The organism is Novosphingobium sp., assembly GCF_049240505.1.
Lineage (GTDB): Bacteria > Pseudomonadota > Alphaproteobacteria > Sphingomonadales > Sphingomonadaceae > Novosphingobium.
In genome coordinates, this window is record NZ_JBMLSM010000139.1 from 1 (window position 1) to 14163 (window position 14163).

Here is a 14163-nt window from a genome sequence, read left to right on the forward strand (position 1 = left end):
TCCATCGCACCGCCGACCCGGACATCCTGTCCCGCAGCCAATGTCCCCGCCGAAATAGCCCCCGGCGTGGAAATGGTGATGAGGCTGCCGGTGCCCAGCGCCCGCACCGTGTCGAGCGTGACCGCTCCACCTGCCGTTATGGCTGCGTTGTTGGCCGTCTCGATCAGGCCAGTAGCGGTGAAGGTCGTGCCTGCTGTAGCAGCAAGCGCCGAAGCGTTGACCTTGCCCACTGTGGTCGCACCGGTCGTTTCCAGCGTTACCAGCGACTGCTTGGTCGCACCGCCATTCACCGTCGCCCCGCCCAGCGCAATCTCGGCGGCGCTGAGCGATACCGCTTCGCCCAGGCTGTCATCGCTGTTGCCGGTCAGAACCAGGCCATTGGTGCCTTGCTGGATCTTGCCCGACGAAGAGGTCAGGCTCACCGCACCCTTGGCTTGCTGCGTCAGCAGGCCAGCCTTGCCCAGCGTGATATCGCCGGTCGTGTTGACGGTGTAGTCACCACCGGCGGAAACCGTGCCGAGCTTCGCGGTAGTGCCCGAAACGGTCGTGTCGGTGCCCGAAACAGCTGCCTCGATATCGGTTGCGCCAGCCTTCACCGAAATCGCCCCCGCGGTTGCAGTAACGGTAGGTGCGGTGAACGATGCGGCATTGCCGCCGCCCGTGCCCCCAACGGTTACATCACGCGCCGCGACCAGCGAAACCGCTGTGACAGCGCCCGGCGTGGTGATCGTAATATCATGACCAGTACCTTCTGCGGCCACCGTATCCAGTGCGACCGCCCCCCCAGCCGTGATCGCAACATTTCCGGCCGCGGTGATCGCCTTGCGCGCTGTGAAGGTCGTGCCAGCATTGGCCGTGAAGGCTGCCGAGTTGACCGTGCCGAGCGTGGTATCCGCGCCTGAAGTGGTCGAAACAGCGGACTGCTTGTTTGTCCCGCCAGACAGTACCGAATTGCCGAGCGCAATCGCACCGCCCGCATCAAGCACAAGCGTTTCCGCGCCAGTGCCATCATCGTTGGCGGTCAGCGTAAGGCCCGTCGTGCCTTCGCTGATCGAGCCGTTCGCGCTGTCGACCAGAACAGCGCCACCCGCCGTCTGTGTCTTCGCGCCCACGCGCCCCAGTTGGATGTTGCCATCGGCCAACGCGGAGTAGCTGGTGCCTGCATCGACATTGCCCACCGCAATCGTGCCTCCTGCAACAGCGGCATCCAGCGTGGTGCTGGTGCCCGAGGTAGCCGAGGCGACGTTGATCGCCCCCGCCTTCACGCTGATCGCACCTGCCGTGGCCGTAATGGCCGCGCCAGTCGTGCCGCCAATCGCCGCGAGCGATGCAGCATGACCTGCGCCGACACCCTTGACGGTGACGTTCCCGCCCGCCGTCAACGTGTTCGTCTGAACCGCACCCGCGCTGGTCACGGTGATGTCGCCAGTAGCATCGACCACCTTGGCAGCAACCGAACCCGCCGTGATCGTGGCGTTGCCATTGGCGTCGACCAGATCAGCCGTGAACGCACCACCTGCCGTGCTGCCGAAGTTCGCTGCAAAGGCCTCGTCAATCGTAGTGCCGTTGACCGAAGTCAGCGAAATATCGGACGTCTGCGTTGCGCCGCCACGCAGAACCGCATTGCCCAGAGCAATGGCATTGCCCGCATCCAGCGTCAGCGTTTCGGCCCCAGCGTCGTCATCGTTCGAGGTCAGCGCAAGGCCCGTTGCGCCTTCACTGATCGAACCTGCCGTGCTGGTGATGTTCACCTCACCGCCTGCCGTCTGCGTCTTGCGGTTACCCTGCCCCAGCGTGATGTCGCCCGTGGCGGTTGCGGTATAATCCGTACCCGCATCCACATTGCCGACCGCAATCGTACCGCCCGTAACAGCGGCATCCAGCGTGGTGCTGGTGCCAGAAGTTGCCGATGCGACGTTGATCGCCCCCGCCTTAACGCTGATCGCGCCTGCTGTGGCCGTGATCGCCGTACCCGTGGTGCCGCCAATCGCCGCGAGCGATGCTGCATGTCCTGCGCCCACGCCCTTGACGGTGACGTTCCCGCCCGCCGTCAACGTGTTCGCCTGAACCGCACCCGCGCTCGTCACGGTGATATCGCCAGTGGCATCGACCACCTTGGCCGCAACCGAACCCGCCGTGATCGTGGCGTTGCCATTGGCATCGACCAGATCAGCCGTGAACGCACCACCTGCCGTGCTGCCGAAGTTCGCTGCAAAGGCTTCATCAATGGCCGTGCCATTGGTCGATGTCAGCGCAATATCAGACGTTTGCGTAGTACCGCCGCGCAGCACCGCGCCACCCAACGCAATGGCGTTTCCGGCGCTCAGCGTCAGCGCTTCCGTACCTGCATCGTCATCGTTCGACGTCAGCGAAACGCCCGTCACACCTTCAGTAATCGAACCGGTGGTGCTGGTGATGGTAACCGCACCGCCTGCGGTCTGCGTCTTGCGGCTTCCTTGCCCAAGCGTGATACCACCCGTGGCGGTTGCGGAGTAGCTGGTTCCCGCATCGACATTGCCGACCGCAATCGTGCCTCCGGCAACCGTGGCATCCAGCGTGGTGCTGGTGCCCGAATTGGCCGAAGCGACGTTGATCGCACCCGCCTTCACGCTGATCGCGCCTGCCGTGGCCGTGATCGCCGCGCCAGTCGTGCCGCCAATCGCCGCGAGCGATGCAGCATGACCTGCGCCGACACCCTTGACGGTGACGTTGCCGCCCGCCGTCAACGTGTTCGCCTGAACCGCACCCGCGCTCGTCACGGTGATATCGCCAGTGGCATCGACCACCTTGGCCGCAACCGAACCCGCCGTGATCGTGGCGTTGCCATTGGCATCGACCAGATCAGCCGTGAACGCCCCCCCCGCAGTGCTGCCGAAGTTCGCTGCAAAGGCCTCGTCAATCGTCGTGCCGTTGACCGAGGTCAGCGAAATATCGGACGTCTGCGTTGCGCCGCCGCGCAACACCGCATTGCCCAACGCAATGGCATTGCCCGCATCCAGCGTCAGCGTTTCGGCACCCGCATCATCGTCATTCGACGTCAGCGCAAGGCCGGTCGTTCCTTCGCTGATCGATCCGGTAGCGCTGTCGATAAGGACTGCACCACCAGCCGTCTGGGTCTTCGCCCCCACGCGGCCCAGCGTGATGTCACCGGTCGCTGTTGCCGTATAATTCGTGCCCGCATCGACATTGCCGACCGCAATCGTGCCGCCCGCGACCAGCGCATCCAGCGTGGTGCTGGTGCCAGAGGTAGCTGAAGCGACGTTGATCGCCCCCGCCTTCACGCTGATCGCGCCTGCCGTAGCCGTGATCCCCGCACCCGTTATGCCGCCAATCGCCGCGAGCGAGGCTGCATGACCTACGCCGACACCCTTGACGGTGACGTTGCCGCCCGCCGTCAACGTGTTCGCCTGAACCGCACCCGCGCTCGTCACGGTGATATCGCCAGTGGCATCGACCACCTTGGCCGCAACCGAACCCGCCGTGATCGTGGCGTTGCCATTGGCATCGACCAGATCAGCCGTGAACGCCCCCCCCGCAGTGCTGCCGAAGTTCGCTGCAAAGGCCTCGTCAATCGTCGTGCCGTTGACCGAGGTCAGCGAAACATCGGACGTCTGCGTTGCACCGCCGCGCAGAACCGCATTGCCCAGAGCAATGGCATTGCCCGCATCCAGTGTCAGTGTTTCGGCCCCAGAGTCGTCATCATTCGACGTCAGCGAAACGCCGGTCGTTCCTTCGCTGATCGATCCGGTAGCGCTGTCGATCAGAACCGCACCACCTGCCGTCTGGGTCTTCGCACCCACGCGGCCCATCGTGATGTCACCGGTCGCTGTTGCGGTATAGTTCGTGCCCGCATCGACCTTGCCGATGCTGATCGTGCCGCCCGCGACCAGCGCATCCAGCGTGGTGCTGGTGCCGGAAATCGCCGTGCCCAGATCGATCGCGCTCGCACTCACGCTTACCGCGCCTGCCGTCGCCTCGGCGGTTGTCGCAGTGAAGGCACCGGCATGGGTGCCGGTCACGCCGGAAACCGTCAGGTTGGTGCCCGCCTCGATCTTGCCATCTGCACTGATGGCACCATCGGATCGCAGCAAAATCGATGTTGCTGCCGTGGCTTTGTCCAGCGTCATCGCGCCTGCAAACGCACTGATGGACCCGGTATTGGCGGTGAGGATCGGCTTCAGCGTCGACGAACCGATGCGGCTTGCCGGGCTGCCAAGGCTGGAAATCACGATATTGCGCGAAGCCGTGATCGCGGTGGCATCGACCGCGCCCGTCGTGGTCAGGCGGATATCCTGATCGGCGCCCTGCGTCCGCGCCGTGGCGAGCACAATGTTGGCTGCATCGATGAGGATGGCATTGCCTGCACCGGCTGCGGAATTGTCGCCAGTGATCGTGCCGGTCGATGTGAAGGTTCCAGCCAGCGCCGTGCCGGTGAACCGCGTTGCGTTGGCGGTGCCGATCTCAACGTCATCGGTGGTTGACCGAACCGTTACCGCTGCAGATGGAACCGTACCGCCATCAAGCCGTGCATTGCCCAGCGCTACTGCGTTATTCGCCGTGACCGAAAGGGCATCTGCGCCGCTGTCATCGGCATTGGACCAAAGCGTCAGTCCGGTCGATCCGGCAGCGCGACCCACCGCGCCGAAAGTGGAATTGATCGTGATCCGGCCATCGGCAACGATGCTGCTTGCGCCCGCCGTACCCAGCGTGATGTCACCTGCGGCATTGTCCAGATCGGTTTCAACAGTCAGGTTACCCCCGACAAGCGCCGAACCCAGCGCAATGCTGGTCTTGCCCTGAACCGTGCCGGTCGTGCCGGTCCGAAGCGCGCCGATATCGATAGCATCGGCCATGATGGTGGCCGATCCGGTATTCGCCTGCGCCGTGCCCGCACTGAACGAGGTGGCATAATCGGTGGTGATGCCCTTTGCCAGCAAGGTATCGCCCGCTTCAACCTTGCCCGTCACGGCGATATCACCATCGGACCGCAGGGTTACATTGCCCCCGGCGGTCGCCGCAGCAATGTCCATCGTATCGGCAAATGCGTTGATATTGCCCGTCGTTGCGGTGATCGAGGTGTTCACCGTCAGGCTGGAAACCGGCGCACCGGTGCTGCCAATCACGACCGTGCGATCTGCCGAGAGCACATCTGCCACCACCGGGCCATCGGTAGTAAGCCGCAGGTCCTGATCGGCGCCCAAAGCACGTGCGGTCGTCAGCGTGATGCCGTTGGCCGCCGTGATCTGCACAGCATTGCCCGCAGCGGCAGTTGCGTTGCCGCCTGTGATCGTGCCGTTTGCCGTGAATGTCGTGGCTGCCGTTCCGGTGAACTTGGAAGCACTGGCCGCGTCGATTTCGATCGCGCCCGTGTCTGACCTTACGGTAACCGCTGCCGTACGGGTCGCCCCACCGGCCAGCGTGGCATTGCCAAGATCGATATCTGTAACCGCATCGATGGTCAGCGCGCCGCTGCCTGCATCTGCGCGGTTTGAACGGATCGTCAGGTCGGTCGCCGTCGAATTGATCGCGCCGCCGGTCGATTCCAGATCGATCACTCCGCCCGCCAGAATCGTCTCGGTCCCGGCCAGCCCCAGCGTCAGATCACCGGTAGCCGCAACGTCGATAGCGCCATCGGTCTGCACCGTGCCAAGGCTGACGGCATCGGAAGCGCCCGCGCCCGACCGCACCAGCACATCGCCCGTGGCACTGATGCGCGCGGTGGTGGCGCTGGCATTGGACCGCACGGTCACACCGCCGTTGAGGCCCGTCGTCGAAATCAGGCCCTGGCTATCGATGTCGGCCGCAGCAACCGTGTCACCCACATTGATGGCGTCGGAAGAGGTGGTCAGCGTAACGCCGCCATTGTCCGCCGTTGCGGTCAACCGGCCACCGGTATCGACCTGAAGCAGCGTCTTGAGCGCATTGGTTGCGTTCGATGCGGCAACCACGATGTTGCGGCCATCGACTTCGCCAGTGCCCAGCACCTGAACCCCGCCCATTTCGGTGCCGGCCAGGATGTTGAAGCTGATCGGGCTGCCGGTCGTCGGCGTAAAGCTCACGTCGCTGGCGGCCACGATCAGGACTTCGCCGTTGGCGTTGACGTCCTTGCCGATGGTGATCTGCTCGCCCAGCAGGACAAGCGATCCCTGCGTGGCGATCGTGCCAGCGCCGGGCACCAGCTTGATTTCCATCGCGGTCAGCGGGCTGTTGTTGATATCGTTCTTCACGCCCAGCGCTTCGCCCGCGCCAAATGTCTTGCGCTGCAGGCGCACCGATGTGCCGCTGAACGCATCGCTGCCGGTTTCAGGCGCGATGAAATCGAGCGATGAGACGACAAGGCTGCCGCCGCTGAACGCCCCGGTCGGCCCGAAAGTGATGCCCGATGGGTTGATCAGCCAGACCGAGATGTTGTTGTTGCCGCCATTCGACGAATTGATCGCGCCGTTGATGTAGGACGGAAAGAACCTCTGCGTTCCAGCATCGTTCACCCCGATCACACGGTTCACCACGGTGACAGGCGTCGTATCGGTGACCGATGCCGCCGTCGAAACGAAGTTCACCGTATTCCCGGCGTCGACCGAGAATGTGTTCCAGTTGATCACCCGATTGGCGGCGAGCGCGTCAACCGTTAGCGTATTGCCAGCTGTGCTTACAGCGGCCCCACCCGCATTGGCGAGTTCCGGCAACGATTGCCCGCACGCTGTGTGCGCGAGGAAAATGGACGAAACGCAAGTCGCGATGCCAGTGCCGAGGCGGAGGGCACGACGCTTGCCGTTGATGGCGTTGTTCATCGATTGTACTCCCCGGACTGTCACAGGCTGAACGGAACGAACTGGAAGGTCAGCGACACGAGCACCCGGTCTTCCGGCCGCTTGGCAAAAGCCCCGGTCAGCAGAGGCTTGTCGAGCGCATGGGTGTAAGTCACATCAAGCCGGATCACCTGCGACAGCGAAAGGCGGGCACCGCCACCAACCGAGGCGATGAAACGCTCCTTCTCGGTCGCGTTCGGGCCGATGTTCCACAGCTTCACGCCTTCGTAAAAACCGTAGACCTGCCCCTTAACCTTCTGATCGAGCGTGAAATTCAGGCGCGGCTCGATCACGAAACCGATCGCGCGGTCACCGGTATTGGCACCCGGATCGTAACCGCGACCGATGGTAAAGTTGCCGATCGCGTAAGTATCGTAGTTCAGCAGCGCGCGGTTCGCCCACTGACCATTGACCTTGCCGGCCAGTTCGAACACCGGCCCCAGCTTGTAGAAGCCTTCCACGCTGCCGCGCACGACCGTAGCCAGCGAGCTGCCATCGCTGCGCGACGTGCCGTAAAGGTCCACGATATCACCCTGCCGTGAAGCGCCGAACACATCGATGCCCCGCCGCAGTTCAAGCGACCCGGAAAGCCCGGCAAGCTGCTCGCCCGTAACGTCCAGCTTGGCGGTCGAGCCTTCAAGCCGCAGATAGAGCGCTGAAATCCGGTCGCGCGTCAGCGGGCTGGAAGCGCCGCCAGCCTGATAGAAACGCGAACGCTGCTGCGAATATTCAAAGCCGCCAGTCAACTTCGCGCGGTCGGTCACCGTGCGCAGAAGCGGGTGCGAGAAGCCCAGCCCCGCGACAAGCGAAACCGTGCGCTGATCGAGCGAGAGCAGATCCGGGCGCGCCTCGGCAACAGTGCCGCGCAGTTCCATCGTGGTGCCCGCATTGTTCAGGATCATCGCATGGCGCAGCGCGGCGATGCGCTGCTCCTTGAAATCGAAGGTGCTCTGCCCGGTCAGCGTGGTGATATCGCCCTGCCCCGTCAGGCCATAGAACTCGGCATGAAGCAGTCCGGTTTCACGGCCGAGGAAATCAGCGTTGTAGTTCTGCAGGTTGGCCAGCAGCGAGAACGAACGGAACGAAACCGACAGTTCACCGATAAGGTCACCAGGCCGCCCGCTTGCCGGGCTGAGCGCCAGTTCCACCGAAAGGCCGGGAATGTCGTTCGCCAGCAGCAGGATACGCTCGGCTTCGGCCTCGTTCAGCGGATCGAGTTCTTTCAGCCGCTCGATCCGGCGCTGCAAGAGCGCCTCGTAAGGGCCGACATCGCCGCGCACACGCATTTCAACGATGCGCCCGGATACGACTTCAAGCTTCAGAACACCCGAATCGATGCGCTGCTGCGGCACCTGCACACTGGCGACATAGCGCGCGGCGCGCAGACGAGCCTGCACTTCGTCACGCAGATCGCAGACCTGACGGATCGGTTGTTCGCCCGCAGCCGGGGCGATCCCACCCAGCAACTGCATGATTTCACCGGGAAGCGCCGCTCCGCCGGGGGCCGTGATCTCTACACTGCTGATGGTGGTGCGGATATCGCTGGTCGCAAGCGGGCATGGCCCAGCCTCAATCCCATTGGATCGCACGCGCGCGCTGGCCTGGGGGGTGTCCGGCTTGGCCACCGGGAGATCAAGCTGATCCCTTGTCTGAACCGCTTGCTGTGCCTGCGCGGCACTGGCGGAGATACCGATGGCAGCGACGCCAGCAATCGTGGCGAACAATGGCTTCTTCAATTCCGTGCCCCCTGGAAAGCAGATGCGGGCAGGCACGATGATGCCCCCCGTTGCAAACTTTCTTCAGCGACCCGAAATCGTTTCTGTTCTGTCCGTTACCTGCCTCAGCACCGGAATGGAGTCAACGCACGTTAACTGTTCCGGGACAGGACATCAAAGCACACCTTTTGGCGCTGCTTTCAACAACAGGTCTAGCACCCGAAAATGACGGAAAATGTGCGCCACCACACCAAGGATGTAATACCCCGGCGCGCAAAACATGGTAAAAACAACGATGGCCGAGCTTTCGCCCGGCCATCATATTTGCTCCGGTATGGACCGTTCTTGCAGCATAACACTGCAACAGAATCAGGCTGGCAGAAGCCTGCGCTCCACTGCGATCCGCTGGATCGCCTTCTGCAGTTTTTCGAATGCACGCACCTCGATCTGGCGCACGCGCTCACGGCTGACATTGTAGACCTGTGAAAGTTCTTCCAGCGTCTTGGGATCGTCAATCAGGCGGCGATCGGTCAGGATGTGGCGCTCACGCTCGTTCAGGCTGTCCATTGCCTCCACCAGCAGTTCGTGCCGATAGCTTGCCTCTTCGGCTTCGGCTACCGTCTCGTCCTGCAGCGGGCGATCGTCGGTCAGCCAATCCTGCCACGAACCTTCGCCATCCTCGCGCATGGAGACGTTGAGCGAAGCATCGCCCCCCATCATCATGCGCCGGTTCATGTTGACCACTTCCTGTTCGGGCACGCCCAGATCGGTCGCGATCTTGCGCACATCGTCAGGATGCAGGTCCGAATCCTCGAAAGCCTCAAGGTTCTTTTTCATCCGACGCAGATTGAAGAACAGCTTCTTCTGCGCCGCCGTCGTGCCCATCTTCACAAGGCTCCACGACCGCAGGATGAACTCCTGCATCGATGCCTTGATCCACCACATGGCATAAGTGGCCAGACGGAAGCCACGGTCCGGCTCAAACTTCTTCACGCCCTGCATCAGGCCGATGTTGCCTTCAGAGATCAGCTCGCTCACCGGCAGGCCATATCCGCGATAGCCCATAGCGATCTTCGCCACGAGTCGCAGATGGCTCGTCACCAGTTGGGCAGCAGCTTCGGGGTCCTGATGTTCCTGAAAACGCTTGGCGAGCATATATTCCTGCTCAGCCGTCAGCACGGGGAACTTGCGGATTTCCGATAGATAGCGGTTGAGGCTGGCCTCGCCACCCAGAGCGGGGACGGTCACAGCTTTTCTTTCCTCACTCACCTGAACATGTCCTTTCGTCGCGTCGGTTCCCAGATGACGGCCCCCTGATGGGCGACCGGCGGCGGGACCACACATTGCAGAGCCTTCGAATGACCGACTCCGTTGGGCTGTCTTTACACCATCGCCATGATCTTTGCATCCTGACCTTCAGCGCACAATTCGACGATGAGTTCCCGCATATCGACGGGCGTCGAACTGGTGAAGTGAAGGCGTTCATCGCTGACGGGATGGATGAACCCCAGTTCCGCCGCGTGCAGCGCCTGACGTTGAAATCCCAGCCGCTGGACCAGCGGTCGAAGCTTTGAAGGTGTGCGTCCATAGACCGGATCACCCAATAGCGGATGGCCGATTGACGCAAGGTGAACGCGCACCTGGTGGGTTCTCCCCGTCTCCAGCCGACACTCCACCAGCGCCGCCCCTTCAAGCGCAGCCAGCGTCCTGTAATGCGTAACCGCGTGCTTTCCCCGGCCTTCTTCCACCAAGGCCATCTTCTTGCGATCATGGCTTGATCGCGCAATCGCCCCGCGCACCGTGCCTGCCACCGGCACCGGCAGCCCGGCAGTCACACACTTGTAGGCGCGCACGATCGAATGATCGGCAAACTGCTTCGCCAGCCCCTCATGCGCCACATCGGTCTTGGCCACGACCAGCAGTCCCGACGTATCCTTGTCGATCCGGTGCACGATCCCCGGCCGCGCTACCCCACCAATGCCCGAAAGCTGCCCCCGGCAATGGTGCAGCAACGCATTGACCAAAGTCCCGTCCGCATTCCCCGCCGCCGGATGCACCACCAGCCCGGCAGGCTTGTCCACCACGATCAGCGCATCGTCCTCATAGACCACAATCAGCGGAATATCCTGCGCGACCGCCTCGGCAGGCGCGGCTTCCGGCACACGGATTTCAAAGGCGGTGCCCTCAACAGACTTGAACGATGCTTGCGTCATCACCTTGCCGGACAGGCTGATGCGCCCCTCTCCCAGCAGCGCCTTAACGCGCTCGCGTGAAAGGCCCGAAGCATCGGCCAGCACCTTGTCGAGCCGCTGCCCGCCCGCACCAATCGCCCCGGAAATGATCGTCTCGTCAGCCCCCATCTACGGGATATGGGGAGAGGGCAGTCAGAGGGCAAGGCAGGATGCACTGCCGGGATCATCGGGCAGATAGCGGAAGTCTATTTTCGGCAATGGATAAAAGTAGTAGTTTGAACCGCTATCCCGCCGCATGGGACTTTGCCTGCTCCCTTCGACGGTCGGCATACCCATTTGCGTCAATTGAATCTTTCCATCGATCACGGAAAGACGATAAATTAGCGCCTTGTCAGCTAAACCAAGCGTGCTGGCCTTAAATTTCATTGTGCGCGTCTGCGAGGTATAGGTCTTTACCGCATAGCGGAGGCCATCTGCTCCGAGAACATCCCATCCACGCTGATTTATGGCCGCTGCGCGCTCTCCACCAAGCAACAAAGTTGCGCTATATTCTCCAATAATACTGGTATTTGCACGTAACTCTTGCAGAGATTCCCCGCAAGCGACAGACTTCTCTAGCAACTGAATATGCAACGCGAGCAGTTCACGCATCTCGTCTGTAGTCACCAACAAAGACCCTAGAAAATTATTTCCATCCTCCACATAGTTTGGGCGAATCGCTCTCGCAAGCAAAGCATCCCGTCTTCATATTTTAGGCGAAGACCTGTGCAGAAGCGTTTCAAGATCACGCGCCGCGTGCAGTACGCGCGCAATGCCAATAGGCTGCATCCCCGGATCGTAGACAATGAGATAAGACAAGACCGGCCAGAACCGCACATTTTCATTGGTCAGGTCATAGCGGCGGTGCCCGGCACCCGGCGATGTCGCCAAAAATTGCATCGCCTTTGCGATTTGACCAACCACGTGGCGCGCAACCCGCGCTCCGGCTTCTTCAAGATAAAAATTGCGGATTTGCGCAATGTCCCGCTCAGCCTCGGGCGATAGCACATAACGGCCAGCCACTATTCCTCGCGACTCTCGATTGCTGCCAGATCAGCGTCCAGCCCAACCATAAATGCTTCGCCGTCGCTGCCTTTCCCAGCGCGCAACGAGGCCATACCGGCTGCGATTTTTTCGCGCATGGAAGCCTTGTACAATTCTTGCACCTGATCGCGCTCTTCCATCAGCCGCAGGGCCTCTCGCACTACCTCGCTGGCGGATGTGTAACGCCCATTGCCGACCTTACGGTGGATCAGCGATTCGAGTTCAGGTGTCAGACTCACATTCATGGCAACGTTCCTGCGGTTGGCGGTGCATCTACGGAGAATAACAGAAAATAGCAAAGTTCGTTATTACGGCATATGCAAGCACATCCTCTCGATTCGAAAACTCATGCCAACCTTGCCAGCCCCTCTCCATATCGCCACATCAGCAACATGGTGCCCACTCTAAGCCGCTCCGCCCACGCCGCCATGCTCTCCGCCGCGCACCGCGCCGCACCATACGAAGCCTGTGGCATACTCCTTGGCACCGCCGCCCATATCCGAACCGCTGCCCCCACCGCCAACGTCGCCGCTGATCCCACCCGCCATTTCGAGATCGATCCCGCAGCCCTTGTCGCCACGCACCGCGCTGCTCGCGATGGCTCCGGGCCGCAGGTCATCGGCTATTTTCACTCGCACCCCAACGGCCTCGCACGCCCTTCCGCCACCGACCAAACCAGCGCCGCACGCGACGGTCGCGTATGGGCGATTGTGGCGAATGATGCGATTACGTGTTGGCGCGATGGGGCAGATGGGTTCGAACCGCTTTCCTACCGCGTCGTGGAGGGCTAAGGCAGGGTAGACCGATGAGAACCAAGCCGCCTCCTGCCTGCACCGAAACCGCTTTGGCGGTCGTCCGGCGTGGGCACAAACGGGCCTCGGCAAAGTTTCTCTGAACAGTGTAAACTGTGTAAACCCCTTCAGGAAAAAGGCGCGAAACCTGAACATGTCCGCATCTGCTCTCGACCTTGCCAGCCTGCTCTGCTCGCGCCTCTGCCACGATCTGCTCAGCCCCGTTGGCGCGCTGTCCAACGGTCTGGAACTTCTCGCGGACGAGAAGGACCCCGAAATGCGCAAGCGCTGCATGGAACTGCTGGAACAGAGCGCCAGGACCTCTGCCGACAAGCTCAAGTTCTTCCGCCTCGCCTTCGGTGCGGCAGGCGGCTTTGGCGAACAGGTGCCCGTGAGCGAGGCGCGCGCTTTGGTCGATGCGCTGGTTGGCAACAACGGGCGTGTCGCGGTAAACTGGATGTTCGGCGTGGACAGCCTTGCCAAGCCTGCAGTGAAAACGCTGCTCAACCTCGCGCTCATCGGCCTTGATGCACTGGTGCGCGGCGGCACGCTCGATATCGGGGCTGAGGTCAGGGACGGCGTGGCCGAGATCGTCGTGCGTGCTGCCGGGCAGCGCGTGGCCTTCGATCCGGCGATCGGTCAGGCTTTGGAAGGCACGCTGCCCTCTGCCGAACTGTCCAGCCGCACGGCCCCTGCCGCGATGGTCCACCAGCTCGCCGCTTCCGTGAACGGCGCGGTGCAGGTACATGTCACGGCGGAAAGCCTCGTCCTTGGCGCGGTGCTGCCGGTCGCCTGAGGAGCAAGGCTGAAGATGCGCCGCTGGCTCGTCCACCGCGAAGTGCCCTCGCCCAACTGGAACGAGCGCAAGCTGCCGGTGAACATGGTGGTACTGCACTACACCGGCATGGAAACCGCGCAGGCCGCGCTTGACCGGTTGTGCGATCCGGCGGCGGAAGTTTCGGCGCATTACATGATCGATGAGGACGGGACGGTTACCGGCTTGGTCGACGAAGACAAGCGGGCATGGCACGCAGGCCGGGGATCATGGCGCGGCATCACTGATGTAAACTCGGCCAGCGTCGGCATCGAACTGGTCAATCCGGGCCACGAGTTTGGCTACCGCCCCTTTCCTGACGCCCAGATCGAAGCGCTGCTGCCGCTGCTGGCCGACATCGTGAAGCGCCATAACGTGCCCCGCGCCAACGTCGTCGGCCATTCCGACATTGCGCCTGCCCGCAAGGAAGATCCCGGCGAACTGTTCCCTTGGGAACTCGTCGCCCGCCACCGCCTCTGCCTGCCCACGCCCAGGCTGTCGATGAGGCTGCTCTATGACAATGAAGCCGCCTTCTACCTCGCGCTTGAACGCTTCGGCTATGACATCTCGGATCAGAAAGCCGCCGTCCGCGCGTTCCAGCGACGCTGGCGACCGCAGCGGATCGATGGCGAGGTTGACGGACAGATCGGCGCATTGCTGTTCGAACTCCTGTTGGAACGCGATCTGGGACATGCTAGGTGACCGCTCGCCAGGGGGCCGGGCAGCCGCGTGATCGCAAGATCCCGAGGAAAGTCCGGG

At 62.3% G+C, this 14163-nt stretch carries 10 protein-coding genes; 3 read left to right on the forward strand and 7 right to left on the reverse strand.

Annotated features, from left to right (window positions below; translation table 11 throughout):
• The 7 genes from ACOVQ0_RS11610 to ACOVQ0_RS11640 all read right to left on the reverse strand — a co-directional run.
• Window positions 1-6791: filamentous hemagglutinin N-terminal domain-containing protein (locus tag ACOVQ0_RS11610; protein WP_421884562.1), on the reverse strand; the 6791-nt coding region annotated here is incomplete at its 3' end.
• 20 nt (window positions 6792-6811) lie between these two features.
• Entirely contained in the window at window positions 6812-8545 is a 1734-nt protein-coding gene (locus ACOVQ0_RS11615; protein WP_421884564.1) for a ShlB/FhaC/HecB family hemolysin secretion/activation protein, read from the reverse strand.
• A gap of 348 nt (window positions 8546-8893) precedes the next feature.
• Entirely contained in the window at window positions 8894-9793 is a 900-nt protein-coding gene (gene rpoH, locus ACOVQ0_RS11620) for an RNA polymerase sigma factor RpoH (RefSeq protein ID WP_421884566.1), read from the reverse strand.
• Window positions 9794-9906: 113 nt separating this feature from the next.
• Window positions 9907-10884: an RluA family pseudouridine synthase gene (locus ACOVQ0_RS11625; protein WP_421884569.1), complete on the reverse strand. Its 978-nt coding sequence runs from the start codon at window positions 10882-10884 to the stop codon at window positions 9907-9909.
• A 24-nt stretch (window positions 10885-10908) separates the two neighbouring features.
• Window positions 10909-11367 (reverse strand): hypothetical protein, encoded by a 459-nt coding sequence (locus ACOVQ0_RS11630; protein WP_421884572.1) that lies wholly within the window; start codon window positions 11365-11367, stop codon window positions 10909-10911.
• Between the two features lie 93 nt (window positions 11368-11460).
• Window positions 11461-11778, reverse strand: coding sequence for a type II toxin-antitoxin system RelE/ParE family toxin (locus ACOVQ0_RS11635; protein ID WP_421884575.1), 318 nt, complete (start codon window positions 11776-11778; stop codon window positions 11461-11463).
• Window positions 11778-12044, reverse strand: coding sequence for a type II toxin-antitoxin system ParD family antitoxin (locus ACOVQ0_RS11640; RefSeq protein ID WP_421884578.1), 267 nt, complete (start codon window positions 12042-12044; stop codon window positions 11778-11780). Before ACOVQ0_RS11640 ends, ACOVQ0_RS11635 begins: the two co-directional genes overlap by 1 nt.
• Before the next feature lie 147 nt (window positions 12045-12191).
• On the opposite strand from ACOVQ0_RS11640, the gene ACOVQ0_RS11645 reads away from it, so the two are divergent.
• From ACOVQ0_RS11645 to ACOVQ0_RS11655, 3 genes are all read left to right on the forward strand, one after another.
• Window positions 12192-12590, forward strand: coding sequence for a Mov34/MPN/PAD-1 family protein (locus ACOVQ0_RS11645; RefSeq protein WP_421884581.1), 399 nt, complete (start codon window positions 12192-12194; stop codon window positions 12588-12590).
• 154 nt (window positions 12591-12744) lie between these two features.
• Window positions 12745-13386 (forward strand): histidine phosphotransferase family protein, encoded by a 642-nt coding sequence (locus ACOVQ0_RS11650; protein WP_421884584.1) that lies wholly within the window; start codon window positions 12745-12747, stop codon window positions 13384-13386.
• 15 nt (window positions 13387-13401) lie between these two features.
• A complete protein-coding gene (locus ACOVQ0_RS11655) occupies window positions 13402-14106 on the forward strand; it encodes an N-acetylmuramoyl-L-alanine amidase (RefSeq protein WP_421884587.1) in 705 nt (234 codons plus the stop codon).
• Window positions 14107-14163 lie beyond the last annotated feature (57 nt).